This window comes from Tessaracoccus yangjingae, from assembly GCF_055326235.1.
The window spans coordinates 135,689-161,689 of the sequence record NZ_JBUZNN010000001.1 but is presented as its reverse complement, the minus strand read 5'-3'; the positions used below and the strand labels follow the sequence as shown (position 1 = coordinate 161,689).

Sequence of the window (26,001 nt, the reverse complement as noted above, 5' to 3'; positions counted from 1 at the left end):
GAAGGCGGGTCAGGCCTGGCGCAGCGCGGGGAGGCCGTCCAGGTTGAGCTTGGCCAGGTCCACCATGGTGGGATGCTCATCCTGGCCCCAGATGTCCTCGATGCTGGGAGAGACCCGGCGGGGCAGATCGACGATGTTGGCCGTGTCCTCGGCCTCGAGCTCCGCGATCCGCGTCTCTAGTGCCTCGATGCGCGCCTGGCGTTCGGCCACCTCCGCGCGCAACCAGACCGCGTTGCCGCGCATGGAGCTCAGCTCGGCCTTGGCGGAACCCAGCTGGCTGCGGAGCTTGGCGATCACCGACTGCAGGTTCTCCGACCTGGCATTGAACCGGCCGATCATGGCCACGGACTCCTCGTGGAACCGCATGGCCTGCTGCGACCGCAGCGCCACTTCGTGCTTCATCTCCAGCGCGTGCCGCTCGCGCTCGACCTTGAGCTCGCGCCACGCCACCCGGACGGCGGCGAACGCCATCACCACAGCGATGAGCAGCCCCGCACGCACAATCCACACGTCCCCCACGAGGGAGGCGACGGAGACAGCGGTGCCCACGCCCAGGATCGTGAGCGCAAGGGTGCGCTCGGAGGACTTCTGAGAAGCGCGTCGACCAGCCATGCCGCCCACAGTAAGCCGCGAGGGCCGCTCTCCCCGTCAGGCGCGCGGGCGTGTCGCCATCACGCGGGGGAAGTCACGCCGCCGTTGGGATGCTCGTCGTCGCCGTCGTCGTCGTGCACCACGCAGGCCCGCTCGAGGAGCGCACCGGCCCCGGCCAGCAGGAGCGACGCGACGATGGTCGCCGCGCCCTGGATCACCCTCGCCGAGGGGAGGGGTGCGTCGAACAGCTGCAGATAGCGGACCACGTAGACCACGTGCGCTCCGGCGAGCACCGCGCCGGTCATGATCATCGACTTGCCGATGGCGAGCGCCGCCACCGACTCGGGCGGCTCGACGCGGTGCTGCTCGATGCGCCTGGGCAGGATCCGCGCGTACACCGCGACACCCACCGCCAGCACGAACATCAGGATCGGCACCGACCACGGCACCACCGGCGGAAAGGAGCCGGCAGCACCGAAGGCGAGGAGGATGAGCGCGCACACCACGGCGCCCGCGAGCACCGAGACGACGGCCTGACGGGCGGTGGTCAGGCCGAGGCGCGGGCCCGCGCTCAAAATCCCGTGGCAGCCGTCACCACGACGTCGTCGCGGCGGGTGACCGTGGAGGTGTCCAGCTCCTCGACGAGGTCCGCGATGGGCCCGTGGCCGGCGATCTCGGCGTTGGGGTCGATGTCCAGCCACGGCACCAGGACGAACGCCCGCTCGTGGGCGCGGGGGTGCGGCAGCTCGATGCTGTCCTCGGAGATCCGCTTGCCCACCATGATGATGTCGATGTCCAGAGTGCGGGGGCCGTGCCGCAGCTCGCGGGTGCGGCCGAAGTTCTCCTCGATGGCCTGCGCCCTGTCGAGCAGCGTGAGCGGCTCGAGCGTGGACTCGGCCACGACGATGAGGTTGAGGAAGTCGTCCTGGTCCTGGACGTCCCCGTGAGGCTTGGTCTCGTAGACCGGGGAGACGTCAACCAGGATCAGGTCCGGCGTCTCGGCGAGGAAATCCACCGCCTCCTGGAGGATCGAGGCCGAGTCCCCCATGTTCGATCCGAGGCTCAGCACCACCTTCGCGATGGGGCGCAGATTGCCCAGCGTGTCTACATCGATATCGAATGGTCCGTTAGTCATCTCTACTCCTGCTGATCGTGACGGCAACATCCGTGAAGCTCTGGCTCAAGGGCGCCAGGGGCTTGTGCACGGTGACCGTGACGCGCTCCACTCTGCCATGGACCAGGCACCTCTGAGCAATCTCACCAGCCACCGTCTCAATCAGGTTGCGCGGCTCTCCCGTGATCACGCGCTCCACCGTATCCGCGATGTCGGCATAGCTGACGGTGTCGTCCAACTGGTCCGAGCCGGTCTCGAGCGGCAACTCGAGCACCACGTCGACGACGAAGGGTTGGCCGTCGCGGCGCTCGTGGGGGAACACCCCGTGAAACCCCGTCGCGGTGAGTCCGGTGAGCGTGATGCGGTCGATTGTGGTCCCCTTTCGGTTGGCTCCGACCCTACCGCAAGCCCTCCAGGCGGCCGGCAGGGGTTGGCTGCCTCAGCCGATCACGACGGGCGCCTCGTGACCCAGCCGCCTGGCGACGGCGATCGCGTCGCCCTGCCCCTGGACGTCGTGCGTCCGCACCGCCCACACGCCGTGCAGCGCGGACCAGAAGGAGATCGCAGCCGTGGCGGCGTCCCTCCCCTCGGGCTGCCTCCCGCCGAGGAGCTCCCCCAGGAACGCCTTGCGTGACGCACCCACGAGGACGCGGTGCCCGAGCTCCTGCATCCGGCCCAGATGCCTGAGCAGGGTCCAGTTGTGGTCCCAGGACTTCGAGAAGCCGAGGCCCGGATCGAGGATGATGCGCTCCCCCGGGATCCCCGCGGCGAGCGCGGCGTCGCGCTGCACCAGCAGCTCCGCGATGACATCGGTCACCACGTCGGTGTAGTGGGCCTGCTCCTGCATCCGCACCGAGTGCTCACGCCAGTGCATGACGATGAAGTCCGCGGTCGAGGCGGCCATGACGTCGACCATCTCCGGGTCCGCCTGCCCGCCTGAGACGTCGTTGATGATGGCCGCGCCGGCATCGATGGCCGCGCTCGCCACACCGGCGCGCATGGTGTCCACCGAGACGCTGACCCCGTCGGCCGCCAGCGCCCGAACCACCGGCACGACGCGGTCCAGCTCCTCCTGAAGGGTCACGCGCTGCGCCCCCGGGCGGGTGGACTCGCCCCCGACGTCGATGAGCGAGGCCCCTTCGGCCAGCATCCGCCTGGCGTGCCTGACGGCCTCCTCCGGGTCCAGGAAGCGCCCGCCGTCGGAGAACGAGTCAGGGGTCACGTTGACGATCCCCATCACGAGGGTCACGCGGTCACCGCCCGATGATGAGGCTCATCGCCTCCGCCCTGGTGGCGGGGTGCCTGAGGAGGCCACGCACGGCGGACGTCACGGTCCGGCTCCCGGGCTTGCGCACCCCCCGCATGGTCATGCAGGTGTGCTCGGCCTCGACGACGACGATCACGCCGCGCGCATCCAGGTGCTCGACGAGGGCGTCGGCGATCTGGGTGGTGAGGCGCTCCTGGACCTGGAGCCGGCGGGCGTAGACGTCCACCAGCCTGGCGAGCTTCGACAGGCCCGTGACCCGGCCGTCCGCGGACGGGATGTAGCCCACGTGGGCCACGCCGGTGAACGGGAGCAGGTGGTGTTCGCAGGTGCTGACCAGCTCGATGTCCTTGACCAGGACCATCTCGTCGTGGGCGATGTCGAAGGTCTTGCCGAGGATGCCGGAGGGGTCGGCGCCGTGGCCCGCCAGCAGCTCGCCCCAGGCGCGGGCCACGCGGTCCGGCGTCTCCTGGAGGCCGTCGCGTTCCGGGTCCTCTCCAATGGCGGCCAGCAGCTCGCGGACGGCGGCCGCTGCGCGTGCCTCGTCGACGGCCATGTCAGTGCCCGGCCGGCGGGGTTGGGGGACCCCAGGGGGAGGGCCCCGTCTCCGGGGGCTGGGGCGCCGATCCGGGCCAGTACTCGGGGCCGGCCGCGGGAGGCGCGGGCGGCGACTGCAGCACGGGCGGCAGGTCCGCCGGCCCCTCGGGCGCGGGGGGAACGTCGACGGGGGGCAGCTGCGACGGCTGGCGCAGCTCCGAGCCCGTCCAGGCGGGGCGCTTGTCGCGCCGGCGGAGGGCCTTGAACACCTCGGCCACCTCTGTCTTGTTCAGCGTCTCCCTGGCGAACAGCTGCCGCACCAGCTCGTCGAGCACGTCGCGGTTCTCCTGGAGGACATCGAACGCCTCCTGGTGGGCGGTGTGGATGAGCTTGGTGACCTCGTCGTCGACGACGGCGGCCATGGCCTGCGAGTACTCCTGGCTGGAGTCGGTGCCCCGCATGCCCATGAAGGGCTCCGAGTCCCCTCCGCCGAGCTTGACGGCGCCCACGCGCTCGCTCATGCCGAATTGCATGACCATGGCCCGGGCCACCTTGGTGGCCTTCTCGATGTCGTTCGAGGCGCCCGTTGTCGGGTCGTGGAAGACCAGCTCCTCGGCCGCCCTGCCGCCCATCATGTAGGCCATCTGGTCCAGCAGTTCGCCGCGGGTCTGGGAGTACTTGTCCGCGTCCGGCATCACCATGGTGTAGCCGAGCGCCCGGCCGCGGGGAAGGATGGTGACCTTCTGCACCGGGTCGTTGCCGGGCATGGCCGCCGCGACGAGGGCGTGGCCGCCCTCGTGGTAGGCCGTGATGAGGCGCTCACGGTCGTTCATGAGGCGGGTCCGCTTCTGCGGACCGGCGATGACCCTGTCGATGGCCTCGTCCAGCTGCGGCTGGCGGATCATCTCCTGGTTCATGCGCGCCGACAGCAGGGCCGCCTCGTTGAGCACGTTGGCGAGGTCCGCGCCGGAGAAGCCGGGGGTGCGCCGGGCGATGGAGGCCAGGTCCACGTCGCTGGCCAACGGCTTGCCCTTGGCATGCACCTGGAGGATCTTCTGGCGCCCCTCCACGTCCGGGGCCTCCACGCCGATCTGGCGGTCGAAGCGCCCGGGGCGCAGCAGCGCCGGGTCCAGCACATCGGGACGGTTGGTGGCCGCGATGAGGATGACTCCGCCCCGCACGTCGAAGCCGTCCATCTCGACGAGCAGCTGGTTGAGGGTCTGTTCGCGCTCGTCGTGGCCGCCGCCGAGGCCGGCCCCGCGGTGGCGCCCGACGGCGTCGATCTCGTCGATGAAGATGATGGCCGGCGCGTTCTCCTTGGCCTGGTTGAACAGGTCACGGACCCGGGAGGCGCCAACGCCGACGAACATCTCGACGAAGTCCGAGCCGGAGATGGAGAAGAAGGGCACGCCCGCCTCGCCCGCGACGGCGCGGGCCAGAAGCGTCTTGCCGGTGCCGGGCGGACCGTAGAGGAGGACGCCCTTGGGGATCTTCGCGCCGAGCTTCTGGAACTTCGCGGGCTCGGCGAGGAACTCCTTGATCTCCTCGAGCTCCTCGACGGCCTCGACGGCGCCGGCCACGTCCTTGAACGTGGTCTTCGGCGTGTCCTTGCTGACCAGCTTGGCCTTCGACTTCCCGAACGACAGCGGACCGCCCTGACCGCCGCCGGAGACCGAGCGCATGATCCAGAAGAAGACCAGCAGCAGGATGATGAACGGCAGGCCGGTGTAGAGGAACATCGACAGGAGGCTGGGGCTGGGATTGCTCGCCGACCAGCGCTCGATGGTGCCGGCGGCTTCGCGCTCCTCAAGGATGGGGACGATGTCGTCGACCTGGTTGCCCACCCAGGCGGACTGGGTCTTGACGCCCTGCTCATCGGTGACCTGGATCATCTGCTCGCCGTCGACGAGGACGACCTCCTGCAGCTTGGTGTCGCTGTTGAGCAGCGCGAGCGTCTCCGACGTGGGAACGGTCTGGAACCCGGTGATGCTGCTGAGCACCTGCATGCCGAGCAGCAGGAAGAGCAGGCTGATCAGGATCCAGGCCATCGGGCTCTTGAAGAACTTCTGCACAGGCAAAGCCGATCTAGTAGGGCGACAGTGAGGCGCACCGAAACACTACCAGCGGCCTCAACCGCGCCCGCCCGCGCTCACGCGGGCGCCGGGTGACCTGGTCAGCTGTAGACGTGGGGCGACAGCGTGCCCACGTCGCGCAGGTTGCGGTACCGGCCCGCGTAGTCCAGCCCGTACCCGACGACGAACTCGTTGGGGATCTCGAAGCCCACGTACCGGACGGGCACGGCGATCTGGGCGGCGTCTGGCTTGCGGAACATAGCCATGATCTCCAGCGAGGCGGGGCCGCGGGACGCGAGGTTGCTCATGAGGTAGGACAGCGTCAGGCCGGTGTCGATGATGTCCTCCACGACGATGACGTCGCGGCCCTCCAGGTCCACGCTCAGATCCTTGAGGATGCGCACCACACCGCTGGACTGCGTGCCGGAGCCGTACGACGACACGGCCATCCAGTCCATCTCCACGTGGCTGTGCATGGCGCGCTGCAGGTCGCTCATCACCATCACCGCGCCGTTGAGCACCCCGACCAGGAGCACCTGGCGGCCCTGGTAGTCCGCGTCTATCTGTGCGGCGATCTCGGCCACCCGGGCCTGGATCGTGTCCGAGGTGAAGAGCACCTTCTCAAGGTCCTGGGCAACGTCAGCAGCATCCACGGTTCGTCAGCCTATCGCGCGCGGCCCTGGTCCGCAGCCCCGCTCCCGTCCCCGGGGAGGAACACGAGGGCGCCGGAGCGTCGGCTCACCCGCCCTCCAGGCACCGCGACGGCGCCCTGCCCACGCCAGCGCTCCACGAGCTCGAGCGCCGCCGTGACGTGGACCATCGCGGCCTCCGGGGCGTGGCGCCTCAGCCACCGGTGGACCACCCGCCAGCGGAGCGCGTCGGGCAGCGGCTCCAGGTCGCTGACCCGTAGATCCTGCGACCCGGGCCAGGCCTCGGCCGCCAGAGCGTCCAGCAGGTCGGCGTCGGCCCTGGCCAGGGTGGCGGTGCGCGCCAGCGACGGGGCCACGTCGCGGCCGAGCGCGGCCGACAGCTCGCCCAGCACGCCCCGCACCCGCACCCTCGCGAAGCGGGGATCCTCGTTCATGGGGTCCGCCCAGACCTCGACGCCCCACTCCCGGCACGCCTGCTCCGTGTCGGCCCTGCGCAGGCCGAGGAGGGGGCGGACGAACTGTCCCCGCACCGGCGCCATGCCGGCCAGTGACCGGGTTCCCGACCCGCGGAGCAGGCCGAGGAGCACCGTCTCGGCCTGGTCGTCCATGGTGTGCCCCAGCAGCACCGGTAGCCCGGGCCCGGCCAGGGCCGCCAGCCGGGCATCCCGGGCGGCGGCCTCCAGCCCCCCGTCGTGGTCGCCGCCCACCGCCACCGGGATGACAGCCGCGTCGATCCCCCGGGCCGACAGCCGCCCAGCCGCGGCCTCGGCCGCCTCCCTCGAGCCGGGCTGCAGCCCGTGGTCGACGACGACGGCGGACACCGTCGTGCCCGCCCGCGCCGACGCCCACCGCGCCCCCAGGGCGAGCGCCGTCGAGTCCGCCCCGCCCGAACAGCCGACGATCGCGGGGCCGTCCGGCAGCATCGCGGCCACCGCCTGCGCCACCTTCAGCGCGGCCGGCCCCAGCTCGCGCCTAGCCACGGACCCTGCGGAGCCAGGCTGCCGGGTCCGCGATCTCGGAGGCGGTGGGGAGCGCCTCCGGCGCCTCGAAGGCCGCGGCCAGGGCCCGCTTCCCACCGGAGCGTTGGACCGCCGTGCAGAACGCCAGCCCGTCGCGGTACTGGGCGTTCTTGCTCAGCGGCCCGGCGAGGCGGCTCAGCAGCGATGCTCGCTCAGGGCGGTGGAAGGCGCGCCGAAGGGCCGGGACCGTCTTGATGTGGCCGCGACCGGCCCGGTCCGCGACGTGGTCGGCGTGGCCCTCGAGGAAAGTCATGGCGGCGGTCAGGGCCGCGAGGTCGCCGCGGGCGCCCGGCGAGATCATCAGCGCCGTCACGTCCCTCGCGGACCGCAGCCCGGCCAGCCCGTCGAGGAGGTGGGCGTCGTCGTCGGCCAGGCGCGCCATGAGCGCTCGGAGGTGCTCCCGCAGCCAGGGCGCGGCCTGGAACTGCAGCGCATGGGTCTGCTCGTGCAGGGAGATCCAGAGCCGGAAGTCCGCCGGCACGAACCGATGGGCCCGCTCGTGCGCGACGATGGTGGGCGCCACCAGGTAGAGGGCGCGGCTGCCGGTGAACGCGTCGAACTGCCCCAGCATCCGGCGGCTCACCACCCCGATGCCCAGGCCCGCCAGGATCCCGTTGCCGGCCCCGCGCAGCGCGTTGAGAGGGTGCGGTTCCCGGGCCCTCAGCCCGAGCTCCGCGACGGCGCCGTCTGCCATCCGGCGGACCGCCCGGCCCCATCCCGCCCAGTCCACGACGCGGATCTGATCCGCCCCCGCGCCGTCCAACCCGAGGTGGCGCGCCGCGATCCCGCCGGCCCGGCGCGCGGTCACCCGGAGATCGGCCACCAGCTGTTCGGCCTCGGGGCGGGTGAGGGCGGGGAGATCGCCGGCCGCGGCCACCGCGACGCGGCGGGCAAGCGCCCAGTCGACGATCGGGGCGTGCTCCATCAGCAGCCGCAGGCCGCGACGACGCCCGTGGCCTGGTCCGTCCACAGCTTGGCGGCGAAGCCGTCCGGGGGCCCATTGATGAGGAACGCGAACGTCACCTGTCGTCCGTCGGCGGTGAGAGTGGTGCCGGCGAGCGTGGAGACGAACGACAGGGTACCCGTCTTGGCCCGGGCCACCCCGCGGGCGGGCCGCGAGATCTGGTCGGTGAAGCGGTCGGCGAGCGTGCCGGTCACCCCGGCCGTGGGGAGGCCGTCGAGGACCACCGACAGGCGGGCATCCGTGGTCATCACCCTGAGCGCCCTGGCCAGCATGTTCGCCGTGACGAGATTGCTGCGGGAGAGGCCCGACGCGTCGAGGAGCACCGCCCCGTCGTCCCACAGGCCGAGCGCGGTGAGCTGCTCTTCGATGGCGGCCACGGATCCAGCGAACGTCGAGGGGTGGCCGGTGGCGAGCGCCAGCTGGAACCCGAGCACCTCGGTGAAGGAGTTGTTCGACCGGTTCATGGCGGTCTCGACGAGGACGTGGACCGGCAGCGACTCGACGCGGGCCAGTTCCACGCCGGCGGCCGCCGCCGCGGCGGGCGCGCCGGTCACCGTGATCCCGGCCGCGGCCAGCTGGGCGGCGAAGATCCTGGCGGCGTCGAGCGCGGGGGTGCGGCTCCGGACGCCGCCCACGCGGCCCTCGTCCACCCACAGCGCGGACAGCTGGGTGACCTGGTCGCGGTAGTTCCCGGGCCAGGTGTCGTTCCAGCCCGGGTCGCTGAAGAGCGTCGCGTCGAAGCCGAGGCTGACGGTGGCCTGCCCCGCCGCCTTCAGCGCGGCGGCCGTGTCCGCCGCCAGCTGCTGCGTGGTGGCCGGCTGCGGGTAGGCGCCCGGGTCCGCAGGGACGCTGAGGAGCATCGGGTCACCCCCGCCGACCAGCACGATCTGGCCGGGCGCGGGCTGCACGACGGTGGTGGCGAACCGCTCGGAACCGGTGAATGCGTTCATGACCGCCAGGGTGGTCAGCGTCTTGGTGTTGGAGGCGGGGGTGAGTGCCGTGGTCGCGGAGTTGGCCGCGACCACCTCGCCCGACGCGACGTCGACGACCTCCCAGGCGATCTGCGCGGCGCCTCCGTCGGCGGTGAGGAGCTTCGAGCGGTCGAGGCCACCCAGCCTGGCGTCCAGGACCGTCCGGTCGGGAAGCGTGCCCTCGGCAGGGGTTTGGGCGCGGTCCGCGAGCCCCGGGCCGGCCGCTCCCGGATCCGGGCTGGGCGTGGGGGACGGGGAGAAGAGGGTGGGCGGCACCGTGGTCGGCGCGCCGGCCCGGACCACGCCGGTGGCGGCCAGGATGGGCTGCTGGAACACGGCGACGACGAAGCCCCCAGCGGCCAGAAGCCCTACCAGAAGCCACGCCAGGACCCCGTTGAGCGTCCTGGTGCGTGTCCGCAAGGTGTCCTCCGAGCCTGTATCCTGCAGGGGTATCCGGCCCGCGCCGACCCGCGGGTATCAACCCCAATCATAGGAGTGCCCCCGTGAGCGAAGACGCACCAGTCGGCATGGCCCCGGTGGACCTCGGACGCCGCATCCTGTTCGACGTGACGGTGGAGATCCCCAAGGGCACCAAGAACAAGTACGAGATGGACCACAACACGGGCCGCATCCGCCTGGACCGCACGCTGTTCACCTCCACCCAGTACCCGTACGACTACGGCTTCGTCGAGGGCACCCTCGGCCAGGACGGGGACCCGCTGGACGCCATGGTGATCGGCGCGGACCCCACCTTCCCGGGCTGCCTGATCGAGTGCTACGCCGTCGCGATGTTCCGCATGACCGACGAGATGGGCGGGGACGACAAGGTCCTGTGCGTGGCCACCGCGGACACCCGACGCAAGCACATCTCGGATCTGTCGTCGGTGCCCGAGCACATGCTGCTGGAGATCGAGCACTTCTTCTCCGTCTACAAGGACCTGGAGCCGGGCAAGTCGGTCGAGGGCGCCACCTGGACCGGCCGCGAGGAGGCCGAGGCCGAGGTCGCCGCGTCGTTCGAACGCGCCAAGGGCACCCCGTACGAGCATCACCACATGAACCTGGCCTGACAGGCCGCCGGACCACCGCGTCCCGCGAGGCCCCGCTCCGGCGGGGCCTTTTCGCTGCCCCTGGCCCTCTCGGGCGTGTGGGAGACTGACCCAATGCCCCGCTATCTCATGCTGCGTACGCCGTCGGCCAACCGTGTCTACGCCGGCGAGTCCGGCCCACTGACGGCCGCCGAACTGGAGCTCACCGCGCCCTTCGCCGCCGGCATCGCCGACATCGACGTGGCGGGCGTCGGGTACCTGTCCTTCGAGGCCGCGGAGTTGAGCGAGGCCCAGGCGGAGACGGTGTCGCGGCAGTCCGCGTGCTTCGCCCTGTTCGAGGCGGAGGGGGACCTGCTCCGCCCCGTCCCGCTCCCCCGCGCCTTCGCGCTCGACGACGACCTGGTGACCATCCCGAAGTACCAGGGCAAGACCAACGAGCAGTTCACCCAGCTGCTCGTGGGCGTCACGCTCGCCGCGGTGACCCGTGAGGCCACCGGCCCCAGGCAGATCCTCGACCCGCTCGCCGGCCGCGGCACCACGCTCTCCACCGCGCTGCTGCTCGGCCACGACGCGTACGGGGTGGAGGGCGACGCGAAGGCCTTCGAGCAGATGGCCTCCTTCTACACCACCTACCTGAGGCGCAAACGGCTCAAGCACACGGCGGACACCACGCCCGTGCGCCGCGACGGCAAGGCCATCGGCAGGCGGTTCGACGCCGAGATCCGGGGAGAGGGCCCGGCCCTCCACGTCACCGCGTTCGTCGGCGACACCCGCGACTCCGCCGCCCTGTTCGGGAAGAAGAGGTTCGACGCCATCGTCACCGACGCCCCCTACGGCATCGCGCACGGTTCCTCCACGGACGTGCGGGGAGTCGCGGGCAAGCGCGACCGCTCGCCCGCCGGCCTCCTGGGTGAGGCGATCCCCGTCTGGGCGGGCCAGCTCATGCACGGCGGAGCGCTGGGGATCAGCTGGAACACCTTCGGGCTGTCCCGCCAGGACCTCGCCGCGATGCTCACCGACGCCGGGCTCGAGGTGCGCGCCGGGGGGCCGTGGGAGCGGTTCGCGCACCGGGTGGACTCCTCCATCAAGCGTGACCTGATCGTCGCCACCCGCCCCTGACATGCCCGTGCGCCCCGCGGTGACGGGGCGTAGGCTCGGCCCATGAGACGACTCGTGCTGATGCGCCACGCCAAGACAGAGGCCAACAACGTGGGCGGCGACAAGGCGCGGCGCCTCAAGCCCAGCGGCGTCCAGGACTCGCAGGAGGCGGGCCGGGAGTTGGCCGGGCTCGGCCTGCAGTACGCGCTGGTCTCCACCGCGCAGCGCACCCGCGAGACGTTCGCCGCGCTGGGCCTCGACATCCCCGTCGAGTACCAGGACGCCCTCTACTACCAGGGCACCGAGACCATGCTCCAGCGGATCGGCGAGACGGACCCGAACGTCTCAGGCCTGCTGGTCGTGGGGCATGCCCCCACCATCCCCAGCCTCGTCGCCGAGTTGGCCTACGCCAGTGACCGGGCGGAGGCGGACCAGGCGCAGTGCTGGTTCCCGACCTCGGCCTTCAGCGCCTTCACCTTCGACGGCGACTGGTCGGATCTGGCCGAAGGTGACTTCTCAACCGTGCGCCTCGAAGGCGTCCGACGACGCCCTTAACAGGGCGGTAACGTGCCGACGCCCGGCTGAAACGCGCGCCGCGATTTCCCTTACCCAACCGTTACCCGGCGACGAATCTTCCGAAATGCGGGCCCTGCAAGATTTCGGCCATGACAGTTCTCGAAATCAGTGCAGGCGATACCGCTTGGGTCCTGGTGAGCGCGGCCATGGTGCTCCTCATGACCCCCGGTCTCGCGTTCTTCTACGGCGGCATGGTCCGCGCCAAGAGCGTGCTCAACATGCTCATGATGTCCGTCACGACGATGGGCATCGTCGGGGTCCTCTGGGTGATCGTCGGCTACTCCATGGCCTTCGGCAACTCCATCGGCGGCCTCATCGGCAACCCGCTTGAGTTCCTCTTCCTCAACGGCCTCATGGATCCCGAGCTGGCCACCTTCACGGTGCCGGCGATGGTCTTCGCGGGGTTCCAGGCGGCCTTCGCCATCATCGCGGTGGCGCTCATCTCCGGCGCGGTCGCCGACCGCATGAAGTTCTCCGCATGGGCGGTGTTCGCCGCCGTGTGGGCGCTGCTGGTGTACTTCCCCGCCGCCCACTGGGTGTTCAGCTTCGACGGCGGCACGGCTGAGAAGGGCGGGTTCATCGCCAACAGCATCCAGGCCATCGACTTCGCCGGCGGCACCGCCATCCACATCAACGCAGGCGCCGCGGCACTCGCGCTGGCCATCGTGATCGGCCCCCGCATGGGCTTCGGTCGCACCCCGATGCGCCCCCACAACCTGACGCTGGTCATGCTCGGCGCCGGCCTCCTCTGGTTCGGCTGGTTCGGCTTCAACGCGGGCTCGGCCCTCGGCGCCGGCTCCATGGCCGGTGTGGCCTGGATCAACACCCTCGCCGGCGGCGCGGCGGCCATGCTCGGCTGGCTGCTGGTTGAGCGTCTCCGCGACGGGCACGCCACCAGCCTCGGCGCCGCCTCCGGCATCGTGGCGGGCCTCGTCGGTGTCACCCCCGCCGCGCACTCCGTCAGCCCGCTGGGCGCGCTCGTCATCGGCGTCCTCGCCGGTGTGGCTTGCGCCTTCGCCATCGGCCTGAAGTCGCGCCTCGGCTACGACGACTCGCTCGACGTGGTGGGCGTCCACCTCGTCGGTGGCCTCGTCGGCACCCTGGCCATCGGCTTCCTGGCCGATCCCAACTCCCCCGCCGGTGTCGCCGGCCTCTTCTACGGCGGCGGCGTCGATCAGCTGTGGCGCCAGGCGCTGGGCGCCGTGGTGGTCATGATCTACTCCTTCGTGGTCACCTTCGTGATCGCCAAGGTCATGGACAAGACCATGGGCCTGCGGGTCCCCGAGGCGGCCGAGACGCAGGGCATCGACACCGCGGAGCACGCTGAGACCGGCTACGACCTCAGTGCCGTCGGCTACTCCACCTACGGCGTTCGGCAGACGCTGATCGTTCCCATCCCCCGAGAGGACGTGAAGGCATGAGGCTTGTCACGGCAATCGTTCAGCCCACCATGTTGACCCAGGTTCAGATCGCGCTCGCCCAGCACGGCGTGGCCGGAATGACCGTCACCGAATGCTCCGGCTACGCCCGCCAGCGGGGCCACAAGGAGTTCTACCGCGGCGCCGAGTACACCATCGACTTCATCTCCAAGGCGAAGATCGAGGTCGTGGTCGAGGACGACGAGGCGGAGGAAGTGATCGAGGTCATCTCCAAGGCGGCCAGGACCGGCGCGGTCGGCGACGGCAAGGTCTGGTCCACCCCGGTCGACGAGATCGTCCGGATCCGCACCGGCGAGAAGGGCTCCGCTGCCATCTGATCGGACGGCACTGTCAGGGGGAGGGCGACGCAGACATGCGTCGCCCTCCCCCTGTCTGCGGTGTCGGGTGCTCCGTCAGGGCGCGACGAAGGGGAAGGCCCGGAACGACGCGTCCAGCCTCGCCCGGACCGTGGCGCTGAGCGGGGCGAACTCGTCGGTCTCCAACGTCCGCCTCCCCGGCCGGCCGGCCCGGTTCCAACTTCCCCGCACCAGCCCCCCGGCGACGATCGACTTCTTGAACACTCCGTTGTTGCCTGGGACGAGGCGGTGGTGGTCCTCCTCGGTCAGGGCGAAGAGCCGGTCCTGGTACCCCAGCACGAACTCGTCGAAGCCCGGCAGCAGCAGCGGCGCGGACGCCCTCCGCCCCAGGTCCGCCGCCTCCTCGAGCAGCCCGGGGCGCCAGTAGCTCGCCTCGGCGGCCCCGTCGGTCTCCAGCGCGTCGGCCACCAGCCCCGATGCGGCGCGGATCTCACCGAGGCCGAGCTTGGTCCACCAGGCGAAGTCCCTGACGGTCGCGGGGCCATGGCTGGTCAGGTAGCGGCGCAGAAACTCGGCTGCGGCCGCCACCCGGTCCCCGTTGAAGCGCCCCTCGAGGGTGGATCCCTGCGGAAGCCAGCGCGACGTGAGCACCAGGTCCTGTTCGGTGCCGTTCCACGGCCCGTAGCAGACGGTGCCGCCGGCGATGAGGTGGAAGAGCAGGTGGTAGCCCCTCCCCCCACGGGGCGCGAGGCCGTGGGCGTCCCACCGCTCGAACAGCGCCGCCCTGGACATGGGCCCTGCGTCAAGGGTGTCGAGCGCCAAAGCGCTGGCGCGCTCGATCTGGGGGACATCGAGCTCCAGCTGATGGCTCCGCGCGGAGGCGGCGCGCACCGACGGCCTGGCGCAGAGCTCGGTGATCCACGCGGCGTCGTCGGCAGGAAGCAGGAAGACGGTGCCGCGCATGGGATAGCCGCGCACCAGAGCGCCGGCGTCGAGGTCCGCGAGCACAGCGTCGGCCCCCAGCGGGGTGCGCAGCGCCGCCGAGGCCAGCACGCCGGGCAGGTCCTGCCCCTGCATCGCCCCGAGTGCCCGCACGGCGGCGGTGGGCGTCGCAAACGGCCTCGTGATGAGGCCCTGCGCCACGAGGCGCAGCCGGCCGAGGCGAGCGTCAGGCGAGGTTGCGGGCGACAACGGCGGCCACCTCGCGGCCCGAGCGGACCGCACCCTCCATGTATCCGTTGAAGCGCGTGGCGTACTCGGCGCCCGCCCAGTGCAGCACGCCGTCGGGCTCGGCCAGCACCGGGCCGTTGGTGGTCCAGACGCCCGGGGCGAAGTGCGCGCCGTGGCAGCCGCCCGTGAACTTCTCGGAGGACCAGTCCCGCTCGATGTAGGACAGTGGGAAGGCCGCCACGTCCCCGAACGTGCGGACCACCGAATCCACGAACGCGCGCTCGCGCAGCGTGACGGAGCGACGCGAGAGGCTGTCCGCGTCCGCGCCCTCGAAGAAGCCCATCAGGTGCCCCCGCTCGGAGTTGTCCGACGTGGTGTCGAAGGTGACGCGCACGGCGCCCTCGTCCGCGCTGGACTGGCCGGAGTACCCGAGCTCGCGCCAGAACGGCCGCGAGTAGATGAGGAAGGCCTTGATCACGTTGCCGGGCGCCACCCGGTCTGCCGCCTCGGCGCGCCAGGGGGCGAGGGCCGGCTGATGCGGCAGGGAGACGGCCAGCCGCGGCGGCAGCGTCGAGATGACCTGCCGGGCCTCGACCACCTCGCCGTTGGCGAGCCTCAGGCGCGCGGACCGGTCCGCGTGCTCCACCATGGTCACCTCGGCGCCGAGCCGCACGACGTCACCCAGGCGGGCGGCGAGTGCCTCTGCCACCGCGGCCATCCCGCCGTGGACGCGCTGCTGGTGGAGGCCGCCGTTGCTGGCGAGCATGGACTCCAGATCCGGCCCCGAGTTGACCTGGTGCAGGCCCTCGACGAGCGTGGCCTCCTTGGGCATGGGTCCGAACGCGGCGGCGTAGACCTCGGCGAAGCGCCGCTGCGCGCCGTGGGTGCGCAGGTTGGTGGTGACCCACCGGCGCAGATCCTGCTTCAGCCAGGCGTCGTTGGCCTTCCGCCAGGCGGGGTCGTCGCGCAGGCGCTCGGCCAGCCGGCGCAGGCGCAGCAGGCCCTGGCCGAGGTCGGAGACCTCGAACGGGGTGAGCGCTGGGGTGTCCTCCTTGGAGGGCACCTGGAGCGCCTGACCGCGGAGCCGGACCACGAGGTTGCCCCGGGCGGGCAGGCCGATGGTCTCCAGCCCCAGCGAATCGATGATCTCGAGCAGCTCGTCGAAGCCGGGGCCGATCCACTGACCGCCCAGCTCGACGTACGAGCCGTCGCTCAGCACCTTGTTCTCGACCCGGCCGCCGACGCGTTCCCGCGCCTCGAGCACCGTGACATCGAGCCCGCGGTCCGTGAGGTATTGCGCGGCGACGAGCCCAGCCAGCCCAGCCCCGATGATGGCGCAGTCGAACACCGTGTTCCTCCTAGACGAATCCCCGGGTCGGGGAAGCGAGGACCAGCCTACAAGGCCGATTCCATGCCGATGGCCGGGAGTCGTCTAAGCCAGGGCTTTCGAGTTGCCCGCCGACAGCCATGCCGCGAAGCCCTGATCGGCGGGCAGGAAGGCGTAGAGGGTGGCCTGGTAGACGTGGTAGAGATCCGGCTTGCCGTCCCAGGTGTGTGTCACCGGGGCCAGGGACGCGTCGAGCTCCGAGTGCCAGCTGCCCCGCCCATGGTCGACGAAATGCTCGTCGGCGAAGCGCCAGAACCTCTCGTACCACTCCTGGTACGCGTGATCGCCCGTGGCGAGCCACAGGTACCGCGCCGCACCGATGCCCTCGGCCACCTCCCAGAAGAAGCGCTCCTCCACAACGGGCCGGCCTTCCCAGTCGACCGTGTAGACGAAGCCCTCCTTCCACGCGTCGCGGACCGCGCCGTCGAACAGGGCGGCCGCCGCGGGCAGCAGCCACGGCTCGTCCACGCCGAGGCCGCGCAGCTGAAGCAGCAGCTTGGTCCACTCCAGCCAGTGCCCGGGCTGGGACCCGTAGGGCCGGAAGGGGTGGCGGGGGTCCTCCGCGTTGTACTCCGGCAGCGGCTCCCAGTCCGCGGTGAAGTGCTCGGGCAGCCGCCACGCGCCCTCCACGGGCTCGGCGGCCGCCGATGCGATCCTGCGCGCGATGGACGCGGCCCTGGTCAGGTATTTCTGTTCACCCGTGGCCTCGAAGGCGGCGAGGTAGGCCTCGGTGAGATGCATGTTGGCGTTCTGCCCGCGGTAGTCGTCCAGCTCGGTGAAGGACCGGTCGTAGCCCTCCACGCAGATGCCGTCCTCCTCGCGCCAGTAGTGGCTGTCGATGACGGACGACGCGGCCTCCAGCAGCTCGCGACCCCGGGCGAAGCCCGCGGCGGTGGCGGAGCTGGCGGCGAGCAGCAGCTGCGCGGTCCCGTACAGCTCCTTGCGGTCCTGCGGCTGGTCGCCGCCGACGGACGGCACCCAGCCGTCGAACTCGGGGTCGCGGCCGGGGCCGTCGAGGTAGAAGGCCAGCCCGTGCTCCACCACGTCGCGCGCGCCGGGGCGCCCCTCCATGGCGGCCAGCGAGAACACGTGGGTCATCCTGGCGCCGATGAAGAGCTGCGCGCCCATCTCGGGCATGGCGTGCCCCTCGTTGCCGATCCACGCGAACCCGCCCGAGGGGAGGCAGACCTCCGGCTGGTAGAAGTCCAGCAGCTCCCGGCGGTGCTCGATGAGGAAGCGCCGGTGCGTGGGGTCCGTGAACGGGTCTGCGTGGTCGCCGAAGAGGTCTGTCATGGTGCTTCCTTATCAGAGGTTCTCGGCGAGCCAGCCGAGTTGACGCCACAGCTGCACGTCCTGTCCACCCTCGTGGCCGCTGTGCGGGTAGACGACGATGTCGCGGGGGCCGCCGTAGGCGTTGTGGGCGGCGAACACCGTCGACGGGGGGCAGACGGTGTCGGCCAGCGCCGCCGAGAACAGGGCGGGGCAGGTGGCGCGGCGGGCGAAGGAGACGCCGTCGAAGCTGCTGAGGGTCTCCCAGACGGCGTCCTCGAGGTGCGGCGCGGCGCGGATGAAGCGCGCGACGTCCGAGAACGGCGCGTCGTCGATGAGCCCCACGGCGCGGCGGATGTGGCACATGAACGCCACGTCGGGCATCGCGCCGGCCAGCTGGATCCCCAGCGAGGGCGCGAGCCCTGCCGCCGCGAGCGTGAGGTAGCCGCCCTGGGAGATCCCCGAGACCACCAGGCGCGATGCGTCGACGAGCCGGTGCCCGGCCGCCAGCTGGAGCAGTCGCGCCGCGTCGGTGATGAGGCGGCGGTAGTAGTACGTCTCACGCGACGCGATGCCCTTGGTCATGGGGCCGGGCGGCCCGAAGGCCCCGGCGTCGTCGTGCGGGTCGGGGCTGCGCTCGAAGATGCTTGCCGCGTGCCAGCCCTGGCCGCGGTTGTCGAGGTCGAACTGGGCGTAGCCGGCCGCGGCGTACAGGGGCGCGAGCGGCATGCCGCGCGAGACGGAGTACCCGTGGTAGCGCACGACGGTGGGCAACGGCCCTGTGGCGCCCGCCGGGACATGCAGCCAGGCCTTGATCGGCGCTCCACCGAAGCCGGTGAAGGTGAGGTCGAACGTGTCGATGAGCGCCTGCCGGTTGTCGAGAGGAGCCTCGTCGAGCAGCTGAACGGGCGCGTCCGCCGCGAGGGTGTCCGCCCAGAACGCGTCGAAGTCCGCAGACTCCGGCACGTCGGGTCGGTAGGTGCGGATGACGTCGAGGGGGAGGTCGAACTGGGCCATGGCGGAGACTCTATCGAGGTGGCCCGGAAACGCGGGAAGGCCCCGGTCTGGGACCGGGGCCTTCCGCTGGAGCCGCCCACGGGAATCGAACCCGTGACCTACGCTTTACGAGAGCGTCGCTCTACCGACTGAGCTAGGGCGGCAGCACGTGGGAACTATACCGGCGCCGCTTCCCCTCGGCAAAAGCCCATCGAGCCCCGGCTCGGCGCGGGCCGGGGTCACGAGCAGGTGGTGCCGTCCTCGGGTGCCACGCCGTCGTAGAGGAACCCGTCCACGGCGTCGGCGATGCAGCCGTTGTCCCCGGTGACCGCGCCGTGTCCGGCGCCGTCGAGCGTGAGCAGCGTCCCGGACTCCAGCTGTGCAGCCATGGACTGCGCCTGCTCGTACGGCGTGGCCGAATCCCCCGTCGTGCCGACAACCAGGATGGTGGGAGCGCCCTGGGCCGTGATCCGGATCTCGGGCGCGGAGTCGACCGTCCACAGCTGGCAGTTGTAGCTCATCCCCATGTGCGGTGCCATCAGAGGGGCCACCTCGAAGGTGTCGCGCCACTCCTGCGGGACGGGCGCCACCCCCTCGTCCGCCCAGTCCGCGCAGATCATGGCGGGGAAGGCGTAGGCGATGGTGTCATAGGCGGCCGGCCCACGGCCGTTGAGCAGGTCCGCGGAGTACAGGAGGGCCTCGCCGTCGCCGGCCATGCCGTTGGCGATGACCACGTCCAGGGTGCGGTACGCCTCCTCGTCCTCGTACAGGTACAGCGCGATGCCCGTGGCGGCCATCGTCTGGGTGAGGATGCGGTCGCCCACCTCGAGCGGCGCGGCGTCCAGCTCGGTGAGGAAGGCGTCGATGGCGTCGGTGATCTCCTGCTGGTCGTCGCCGAGGCTGCACAGGTCCGACCCGGCGCACCACGCGGTGAAGTTGCCCATGGCCCGCTCGAAGCCCTGCGTCTGAGGCGTCTCGTCCTCGCCGGTGATGTCGACGGCGGCGTCCAGCACCAGCCTGCCGACCGAGTTGGGGAACAGCTCGGCGTACATGGCACCCACGTATGTGCCGTAGGACACGCCCACGTAGTTGAGCTTCTCGGCACCGAGGAGGTGGCGCAGGAGATCGAGGTCACGCACCACGTCGATGGTGGTGAGGTGGTCCAGCAGGTCCCCCGAGGAGTCCCGGCACTGCTGGGCGAAGTCCGTGGCTCCGTCCTGCAGCGCCAGGTCCTCGGCGGCGTCGTCGGGGCTGCCGTCGAGCTCGAAGATCTCGTCGGTCTCCTCGAGCGTGCCGCAGACCACGCTGGTGGACTTCCCCGTGCCCCGGGGGTCCCAGCCCACCGTGTCGTAGTTGGTCCACCTGCCCGCGATCTGCTGGGCGAAGTCCTGACCGCCGAATCCGGGGCCCCCCGGGTTGACGAACAACGGGCCGCGCGACGAGTCTCCGTCGATGACGCGGCGCACCGCGATCTCGATGGCGTCGCCGGCGGGGTTATCCCAGTCCAGGGGCACCTTGACGGTGGCACATTGGCCGGCGCCCTCGTCGCACCGCTTCCACTCGACGACCTGGCTCGCGTAGGCCGCCAGATCTCCTTCGGAGGCGAGGAACGAGACCTGCGGCGCGCCCGACGCCTCGTAGCCCAGTTGGCGGTCCGCGTTGTGCGAGGGCTCCTCGGGGAAGGTCTCGTGCTGGTCCACCGGCACCTCCGGCACCCCTGGCATCCGGGCACCGGTGGGCAGCGGCGACGGCGTGGCCGGGCCGGGCGTGTTGGGGGAGGCGGGCTGGTCCCGGTTGGTTCCGCCCACGAAGCCGCCCAGGAACAGGGTGGTCACCAACGCGATCGCGATCAGCGTCAACACCCCCTGGATGAGGTTGACCCTCCTACTCATCCGCGCCCTTCCCGGCCGACTCCTGCGCGAACGTCCGGCGCGCCCTGGCCGTAGAACATACCGACTCCAACGGACACCGCACGACCTCGCCGTTGCCCTGGCGCACCGTGACCGTCTGCGAGGGGACGTTGTGGCCGGTGACCACGCCCTCCTCGCCGTCGACGGTGACATGGTCCCCGACGGCGGGCGCGCGCTGCACGAAGTCAACGTAGAGGGGGTGCTCGTACTTGAGGCAGCACATGAGCCGACCGCAGGCGCCGGCGATCTGCAGCGGGTTGGGCGGCAGGCCCTGCACGCGGGCCAGGCGCATTCCGACGGGCTCGAAGTCAGTGAGGAAGGTGGTGCAGCACAGCTCGCGCCCGCAGCTGCCGACGCCACCGATCAGGCGTGCGGCGTCGCGGGCGCCCACCTGCCGCAGGTCGATCCTGGAGTCGAGCGCGCGCGCGAGGTCCCCGAGCAGCCCGCGGAAGTCCACGCGGTGGGGGGCGGTGTAGTAGACGGCGACGAGCCTGTCGAACTGGGGCGACCTGTCGAGGAAGTCCACCCCCACCACCTTCATGGGCAGGCGGTGCTTGGCGATCAGGTCCTTCGCCACCCGGACCGCGTTGGCACGGATGTCCCGGTTCGCCCGGTCCCGCTGCAGGTCCGCGTCGGTGGCCGGGCCCGGGCACACGGGCAGGGCGTCGAAGCCCTCCTGCACACTCTCAGGCGCCCAGACGCACTGCGCGACCTCCTCGCCGTCGGGCGTGGGGAACCTGACCCAGTCTCCGACGGCGTACTGCCGGTCCCCAGGGTCCAGATAGTGCAGTTGGCCGTACCGCTCGAAGGCGACAGCCATCACCCGTGCCATGCGCACAGCCTAGTAAGCCCGCCAAGCCACGCGGCCCGCGGGCTCGGGCTCGTCAGTGCCTGGCCTCGCGGGCGTTCTCGCGTGCCTTCACGAAGGCGCCGTCGATGCCCCAGCGCCCGCCGCCCAGCGACAGGAACACGATCCCCACCGCGAACAGCAGCAGGTCGAGGTCTCCGAGGAAGCCCTCCATCCCAGCCACGAAGGGGCTGAACTGGCCCCACCGGATGAACGCCAGCGACCCCGCCGCGACGACGACGAGCAGGACGCCGACCACCCGCACGGCAAGGCCAATCAACAGCAGGACAGCCATGACCGCCAGGCCGATCCCGACGATCCAGGCCACGAGCTCCGGCTCCGGGATCAGCGTGCGGCCGAGGAACTCTGTCGTGGCGTCCAGTGCGCTCAACACCTGGTAGCCGACGACGCCCAGGATGGCGGCCGTCACCAGCCGCAGCACGAACAGCCCGAAGCTGCCGAAATGGCCCACGCCCCGCCGGCCCTGGGGCAGGTGGCGCACCGCGTTGGCATCGGAGGTCTGGACCAGCCCGAGGCGCTGGTCACGCGCCTCCTTCTCAGCCCGGAGCTGGTGCGCGACCCGCTCCTCCTCCGCCATCTCGTCGTCCAGGCTCTGCCGCTGCGACGGGTCGATGACCCTCGTCTGGTCGCGGCCCCCGCGGTAGAGGCCCGCTAGGGCGGCCGTGCCGGCAGCGCCCGCGGCGACGGCCGCCGGAGCCGGGGCTAGCAGCGGCATCGCCTGCGTGGCCTGGGGATCCTCCGTTTTGTCCTCTCCGGGCTCCGGCCGGACGGGCCACCCGAAGGACGCGGCAGCGCCGGCCTCCTCCGCCGGGGTCTCCTGGTTGTCCACGACCGCCGGGGTCTCCTGGTCGTCGACGACCGCCGGGGTCTCCTCGTCGTCCACGACCGCCGCAGGCTCGGCGTCGACAGGCTCTGTATCACCCGAAGGGACGGGCATCGGCTCCTCGGCGGCCCACTCGTCCTCCAGGGCCGGCGGGGTCTGCGTCTCATCGCCGTCCTGGGCGGCGGCCGGCTCCTCGACCGTCCACTCCTGCTCATCGACCAGGCCGGGCTCTCCCCCGGACGGTTCCTCGGCGACGACAACTTCCGCCTCCCCTGCGGGCTGCTCCTCCTCGGTGACGCCCGGTTCGGGCTCCCCGGAGAACGGCTCGCCCTCGTCGACGGCCGCGTCGGGCTCCACCGCGGACGGCTCAACCTCGTCGACGGCGGGTTCGGCCTCCTCGAAGGACTCCGCCGCGGGCTGCGCGTCGCCGGCCACTACGCGCTCGGTCTCGACGCTCTCCCACTCGTCCGCGGGCTCGTCATGCTCCTCGGCGGGCACCAGCTCGGGCGCGGGCTGGCTGGGCGCCGGCGGCACCGGCACCGTCTGCTCAGACGCGTAGTCGTCCCACTCGGCTGGCTCCACGGGCACTCCGTAGTCGTCCTGTTCGGCCGTCCACTCCTCGTCGCGAGGTGTGCCTTCCTGGATCCAATCGTTGTTGGACATCGGTTCCCCTATCAGTGGGCAGTCTTGCCTGCCATCTTGGCACCCGGGCCATGCCGGGGCCGGGGTGACACGCCCGCCGGGGTCAGGTCCGGGCGGCCAGGGAGAGGCTGATCAACAACGCCTCAAGCGCCAGCAGGGGGGCCACGTTGCCCTCGAGCGCGGTGCGCGCCTGCAGGATGGCGTCCAGCGCGCGGACCGTCTGCTCGGGGGTCGACCGACGGGCCACGGGCTCGATCTCGTCAGCCAGATCCGCGTTGACCAGGGGCACCTCCGGGGCCGTCTGGCGGGCCAGGACGTCACGGTAGTAGCCGGTGAACTCGGTCAGCACCCGATCCAGGGCGTCCCGCTGGAGCCGCTTGCCTCGGGCCTTCTGCTGCTCCTCGAGCTCGCGCAGCGCGGCCTGGGCGTTGCGCGGCTTGGCTCCGCGGCCACCCACGCCCAGCGCCTCCTGCAACGCGGTCATCTCCCGGGCGTCGAGATCCGCCGTGGCCTGCGCCGCCTCGTCGGCGCTGGAGGAGACCAGGTTCTCGGCGGCGTCGAGGCACGCGGTGACCGACGTGAGCCTGCCGGGGAGCGAGAGGATCTCGCGCCGCCGGATCCTTGCGTCCTCCGAACGGGCGAGCATGCGGGCCCTGCCCACGTGCCCCTGCGCGGCGCGCGCCGCGTGGGCCGCGAGGGCGGGCGAAATGCCGTCGCGGGTGATCAGCAGCTCGGTCACCGCGTCGTCGCCGGGCGTGACCAGCTTGATGACCCTGCAGCGCGAGCGGATGGTGATGATGACGTCGTCCGCGCTGGGCGCGCAGAGGAGCCACACCGTCCGGCGGGCCGGCTCCTCCAGGCCCTTGAGGAGCGCGTCGGCACCGCGTTCGGTGATCCGGTCCGCGTCCTCCACGACGACGATCTGGTGCCGGTTCTTCACCGGGGCCATCGACGCCCGGCCGACCAGCGCGCGCACCTCGTCCACACCGATCGAAAGCTGTTCGGTGCGGAGGAGGGTCACGTCAGGATGGGCGCCCGACAGGGTGGTGCGGCAGGCCTCGCAGCGACCGCAGCCGCCCGTGGGGCACTGCAGCGCAGCGGCGAAGGCCTTGGCCGCGTTGGAGCGTCCGGATCCAGGTGGGCCGACGAACAGCCAGGCGTGCGTCATGGCGTGGCTGTGGCCCTCGACGGCGCGGCGGAGGGTGCCGACGGCCCGCTCCTGCCCGATCAGCTCAGACCACACGTCACCCATGCGGCCATCCTGCCATGCGCCGCCGACGCGGCGCTCAGGCCGTCCTCAGCGGACCCAGCCGCCGGGCCAGCTCCCCGGCGATGGCCTCCCCCAGATCCTCGCGGGTGCCGCGGGCGTCGAGGACCACGTAGCGGTCCCGCTCCCGGGCGGCCAGGTCGAGGAAGAAGTCCCGCGCCCGGTGGTGCAACCCGATCCCGGCGCCCTCGAGTCGGTCCTTGTCCGAGATCGCCTCGACGGCGTCGGTCGGGTCGGCGTCGAGCAGCACGGTCAGATGCGGCTTGAGTCCGCCCACCGCCCACCAGGCGATGCGCGCAACGTTGTCGATGTCCAGCGCCCGCCCCGCCCCCTGGTAGGCGATCATCGAATCGACGTAGCGGTCGCACACCACCACCTCGCCGCGGGCAAGCGCGGGACGGATGACCTCGTGCACGTGTTGGGCCTTGTCCGCGGCGTACATGAGCGCCTCGGCCCTCGGATCGACGTGGCCCATCGCCGGGTCCAGCACGAGCCGCCTCAGCTCCGCCCCCACGGGCGTGCCGCCGGGCTGGCGGGTCACCACGTGGGGCACGCCCCGATCGGCCAGCCAGCCGGCGAGCCGCTCGACCTGCGTCGACTTGCCCACCCCGTCGCCACCCTCGAACACGACGAATAGGCCGGTCACTTCTTCCTGGCCTCGTGCTTCGCGGCCCGACGCATCAGCTTGCGCGCCTCCGTGACCCGGTCCGGCCAGCGTTCGATGAATGCCTCCCGGTGGCGCCTGACCTCGGCGCGCTTGCGTTCGGTGTCGCGGCCGAGGGCGAACGCCTGCGCGGCACTCAGCCCGTCCAGCGCGGGCTCCCCCGCGAACGCGCCGAGCGCGCACCTCCGCAACTCCTGGGTCACGTCGCCGAGGCGGCGGAGGATCCGGGTGACCACCTTCGGGAACAGCGGAGCCGCGACGGCCACCACCACCTCGAGCTGCTCGGCGGCGCCCAGCGCGCCCTGCCACTGCTCGTCGGTGGAGTCCGCGCGGAGGGCGCGGCAGCGGTCCGCCAGGATGAAGGTGGCCTGCTCGGCGCGCTGATAGAGCAGCTCCGCCGCGGGCTTGTGCGCCAGGTCACCCAGGCGCGGTGCCCGGGCCGCGCCGACGAGGGCGTCGATCACGTCCAGCAAGGGGGTCTCCACCTCGGCGGGCGATCCGAACGGCAGCCCACCGAGCGCCCGTTCCGTGGCCTCCCGCCAGGACGGCTCCAGCACCGGGGCCAGCCCTCGGAGGTCCCGCCCGAAGGCCCACAACCGGGCGTTGAGCTCGGACAGGTCCTCACCGCCCGACGCCCGACGTGCAAGGTCTGCCCTGACGATCCCCTGAAGGTGCTCGGCGAAGAGCGACGCCACGAACTCCTCCAGCGTCGAATCGCGGTTGGTCTCGCGCGGGAGGGGGAAGCTCGTCAAGCCGGTGGCGGGGGCGCCGAGGCGCTGGCGGATGCTGGGGTACCCGTCGACGACCGTCGCATTGACCGACATGGCCGCGCTGACCAGGAAGTCCCGCTGCTGGCCGGTCAGGTGCTCGGTGGGGGTGATGGTGATCTCGCGGTAGCGCGCCGTGGTGATGCCGCTGCGGCGGATCCGGACGCGCTCGTCTCGGACGACGGCGGCGACCTGTCCCTCGGTGGTGCGCAGCGCCCACTCGTCGCGTTCGCAGTGCAGGGCGGCCATGGTGCCGAGCACGCCACGGCGCACCAGGGGGCGCAGCAGGCGGGCGTACTGCTCCGGGAGGTCTCCGGACGCGCCGAGCGGCTCAACCTGCTCGACCGGCAGGTGAGGCGCCCAGGACGGGCCCGCCAGGTACCACTCCCCCAGCCCGTCGATCACCCGGTGCGCCACGGTCACGCCGGCCCGCAGGAGCCGGGCGTCGTCGACGTCGAGGACCGTCACGTCCATCGTGTAGGAGGCGGCGGGGCGACGCAGTATCCGTGGCAGGCCGACCGCCTCCGAAGTCAGCCGTGGCGGATCGGAGGTGAAGGGGACCTCCAGCCGGAGCACGGCGCGACGCTTCTTACCCATGGGG

26 protein-coding genes and 1 tRNA gene are annotated in these 26,001 nt (G+C 71.6%); 5 read left to right on the top strand and 22 right to left on the bottom strand.

Annotated elements, in window-relative coordinates:
- Window positions 1–9 precede the first annotated feature (9 nt).
- The 11 genes from ACZK5D_RS00770 to dacB form a co-directional block, all read right to left on the bottom strand.
- Window positions 10–612, bottom strand: coding sequence for a hypothetical protein (locus tag ACZK5D_RS00770; RefSeq protein ID WP_463663924.1), 603 nt, complete (start codon window positions 610–612; stop codon window positions 10–12).
- A 59-nt stretch (window positions 613–671) separates the two neighbouring features.
- Window positions 672–1,166 (bottom strand): DUF3180 domain-containing protein, encoded by a 495-nt coding sequence (locus ACZK5D_RS00765; protein WP_458994764.1) that lies wholly within the window; start codon window positions 1,164–1,166, stop codon window positions 672–674.
- Window positions 1,163–1,726 (bottom strand): 2-amino-4-hydroxy-6-hydroxymethyldihydropteridine diphosphokinase, encoded by a 564-nt coding sequence (gene folK / locus ACZK5D_RS00760; protein ID WP_458994765.1) that lies wholly within the window; start codon window positions 1,724–1,726, stop codon window positions 1,163–1,165. Before folK ends, ACZK5D_RS00765 begins: the two co-directional genes overlap by 4 nt.
- Window positions 1,719–2,066, bottom strand: coding sequence for a dihydroneopterin aldolase (gene folB / locus ACZK5D_RS00755; RefSeq protein ID WP_463664180.1), 348 nt, complete (start codon window positions 2,064–2,066; stop codon window positions 1,719–1,721). The genes folK and folB overlap by 8 nt, the downstream gene beginning before the upstream one ends.
- Before the next feature lie 78 nt (window positions 2,067–2,144).
- The gene (gene folP, locus ACZK5D_RS00750; RefSeq protein ID WP_463664179.1) at window positions 2,145–2,942 is read right to left on the bottom strand and encodes a dihydropteroate synthase; all 798 of its coding nucleotides are present in this window, start codon (window positions 2,940–2,942) and stop codon (window positions 2,145–2,147) included.
- A gap of 16 nt (window positions 2,943–2,958) precedes the next feature.
- The gene (folE, locus tag ACZK5D_RS00745; protein WP_458994766.1) at window positions 2,959–3,525 is read right to left on the bottom strand and encodes a GTP cyclohydrolase I FolE; all 567 of its coding nucleotides are present in this window, start codon (window positions 3,523–3,525) and stop codon (window positions 2,959–2,961) included.
- A 1-nt stretch (window position 3,526) separates the two neighbouring features.
- Complete coding sequence (ftsH, locus tag ACZK5D_RS00740; RefSeq protein ID WP_463664178.1) at window positions 3,527–5,554, bottom strand: ATP-dependent zinc metalloprotease FtsH; 2,028 nt, start codon at window positions 5,552–5,554, stop codon at window positions 3,527–3,529.
- A 125-nt stretch (window positions 5,555–5,679) separates the two neighbouring features.
- Window positions 5,680–6,231: a hypoxanthine phosphoribosyltransferase gene (gene hpt, locus ACZK5D_RS00735; RefSeq protein ID WP_463663923.1), complete on the bottom strand. Its 552-nt coding sequence runs from the start codon at window positions 6,229–6,231 to the stop codon at window positions 5,680–5,682.
- An 11-nt stretch (window positions 6,232–6,242) separates the two neighbouring features.
- A complete protein-coding gene (tilS, locus tag ACZK5D_RS00730) occupies window positions 6,243–7,208 on the bottom strand; it encodes a tRNA lysidine(34) synthetase TilS (RefSeq protein ID WP_463663922.1) in 966 nt (321 codons plus the stop codon).
- Window positions 7,201–8,172: an Rv3626c family coenzyme F420 biosynthesis-associated protein gene (locus tag ACZK5D_RS00725; protein WP_463663921.1), complete on the bottom strand. Its 972-nt coding sequence runs from the start codon at window positions 8,170–8,172 to the stop codon at window positions 7,201–7,203. The genes tilS and ACZK5D_RS00725 overlap by 8 nt, the downstream gene beginning before the upstream one ends.
- Window positions 8,172–9,602, bottom strand: coding sequence for a D-alanyl-D-alanine carboxypeptidase/D-alanyl-D-alanine endopeptidase (gene dacB, locus ACZK5D_RS00720; RefSeq protein ID WP_463663920.1), 1,431 nt, complete (start codon window positions 9,600–9,602; stop codon window positions 8,172–8,174). The genes ACZK5D_RS00725 and dacB overlap by 1 nt, the downstream gene beginning before the upstream one ends.
- 107 nt (window positions 9,603–9,709) lie before the next feature.
- Here dacB and ACZK5D_RS00715 point away from each other — a divergent pair, with 107 nt between their 5' ends.
- The 5 genes from ACZK5D_RS00715 (at window position 9,710) to ACZK5D_RS00695 (ending at window position 13,658) form a co-directional block, all read left to right on the top strand.
- Window positions 9,710–10,249: an inorganic diphosphatase gene (locus ACZK5D_RS00715; RefSeq protein WP_458996578.1), complete on the top strand. Its 540-nt coding sequence runs from the start codon at window positions 9,710–9,712 to the stop codon at window positions 10,247–10,249.
- Window positions 10,250–10,342: 93 nt separating this feature from the next.
- Window positions 10,343–11,347, top strand: a complete 1,005-nt coding sequence (locus ACZK5D_RS00710) for a TRM11 family SAM-dependent methyltransferase (protein ID WP_463663919.1) — start codon at window positions 10,343–10,345, stop codon at window positions 11,345–11,347.
- Between the two features lie 42 nt (window positions 11,348–11,389).
- On the top strand, window positions 11,390–11,881 hold the full coding sequence (locus tag ACZK5D_RS00705; protein WP_463663918.1) for a SixA phosphatase family protein: 492 nt from the start codon (window positions 11,390–11,392) through the stop codon (window positions 11,879–11,881).
- Window positions 11,882–11,991: 110 nt separating this feature from the next.
- The gene (locus ACZK5D_RS00700) at window positions 11,992–13,323 is read left to right on the top strand and encodes an ammonium transporter (protein ID WP_458994773.1); all 1,332 of its coding nucleotides are present in this window, start codon (window positions 11,992–11,994) and stop codon (window positions 13,321–13,323) included.
- Complete coding sequence (locus ACZK5D_RS00695; RefSeq protein ID WP_463663917.1) at window positions 13,320–13,658, top strand: P-II family nitrogen regulator; 339 nt, start codon at window positions 13,320–13,322, stop codon at window positions 13,656–13,658. Before ACZK5D_RS00700 ends, ACZK5D_RS00695 begins: the two co-directional genes overlap by 4 nt.
- Before the next feature lie 75 nt (window positions 13,659–13,733).
- Here the strand turns inward: ACZK5D_RS00695 and ACZK5D_RS00690 are convergent, their stop codons facing one another.
- The 11 genes from ACZK5D_RS00690 to ACZK5D_RS00640 form a co-directional block, all read right to left on the bottom strand.
- Window positions 13,734–14,828 carry a winged helix DNA-binding domain-containing protein gene (locus tag ACZK5D_RS00690; protein WP_463663916.1) on the bottom strand — a complete coding sequence of 365 codons (1,095 nt, stop codon included), beginning with the start codon at window positions 14,826–14,828 and terminating at the stop codon, window positions 13,734–13,736.
- Window positions 14,806–16,155: a flavin monoamine oxidase family protein gene (locus tag ACZK5D_RS00685; RefSeq protein WP_458994776.1), complete on the bottom strand. Its 1,350-nt coding sequence runs from the start codon at window positions 16,153–16,155 to the stop codon at window positions 14,806–14,808. Before ACZK5D_RS00685 ends, ACZK5D_RS00690 begins: the two co-directional genes overlap by 23 nt.
- 84 nt (window positions 16,156–16,239) lie before the next feature.
- Window positions 16,240–17,487 (bottom strand): AGE family epimerase/isomerase, encoded by a 1,248-nt coding sequence (locus ACZK5D_RS00680; RefSeq protein WP_458994777.1) that lies wholly within the window; start codon window positions 17,485–17,487, stop codon window positions 16,240–16,242.
- 12 nt (window positions 17,488–17,499) lie between these two features.
- Window positions 17,500–18,480, bottom strand: a complete 981-nt coding sequence (locus ACZK5D_RS00675; protein ID WP_458994778.1) for an acetylxylan esterase — start codon at window positions 18,478–18,480, stop codon at window positions 17,500–17,502.
- A 67-nt stretch (window positions 18,481–18,547) separates the two neighbouring features.
- Window positions 18,548–18,623: transfer RNA gene (locus ACZK5D_RS00670), tRNA-Thr, on the bottom strand.
- Between the two features lie 75 nt (window positions 18,624–18,698).
- Window positions 18,699–20,351 carry an alpha/beta hydrolase gene (locus tag ACZK5D_RS00665; RefSeq protein ID WP_458994779.1) on the bottom strand — a complete coding sequence of 551 codons (1,653 nt, stop codon included), beginning with the start codon at window positions 20,349–20,351 and terminating at the stop codon, window positions 18,699–18,701.
- Window positions 20,344–21,201 (bottom strand): PSP1 domain-containing protein, encoded by an 858-nt coding sequence (locus ACZK5D_RS00660; RefSeq protein WP_458994780.1) that lies wholly within the window; start codon window positions 21,199–21,201, stop codon window positions 20,344–20,346. The genes ACZK5D_RS00665 and ACZK5D_RS00660 overlap by 8 nt, the downstream gene beginning before the upstream one ends.
- Window positions 21,202–21,253: 52 nt before the next feature.
- Window positions 21,254–22,723 (bottom strand): DoxX family protein, encoded by a 1,470-nt coding sequence (locus tag ACZK5D_RS00655; RefSeq protein ID WP_463663915.1) that lies wholly within the window; start codon window positions 22,721–22,723, stop codon window positions 21,254–21,256.
- An 82-nt stretch (window positions 22,724–22,805) separates the two neighbouring features.
- A complete protein-coding gene (locus ACZK5D_RS00650; RefSeq protein ID WP_458994782.1) occupies window positions 22,806–23,954 on the bottom strand; it encodes a DNA polymerase III subunit delta' in 1,149 nt (382 codons plus the stop codon).
- Window positions 23,955–23,988: 34 nt separating this feature from the next.
- On the bottom strand, window positions 23,989–24,615 hold the full coding sequence (gene tmk, locus ACZK5D_RS00645; protein ID WP_463663914.1) for a dTMP kinase: 627 nt from the start codon (window positions 24,613–24,615) through the stop codon (window positions 23,989–23,991).
- Window positions 24,612–25,997 (bottom strand): hypothetical protein, encoded by a 1,386-nt coding sequence (locus ACZK5D_RS00640; RefSeq protein WP_458994784.1) that lies wholly within the window; start codon window positions 25,995–25,997, stop codon window positions 24,612–24,614. Before ACZK5D_RS00640 ends, tmk begins: the two co-directional genes overlap by 4 nt.
- Window positions 25,998–26,001: the final 4 nt, after the last annotated feature.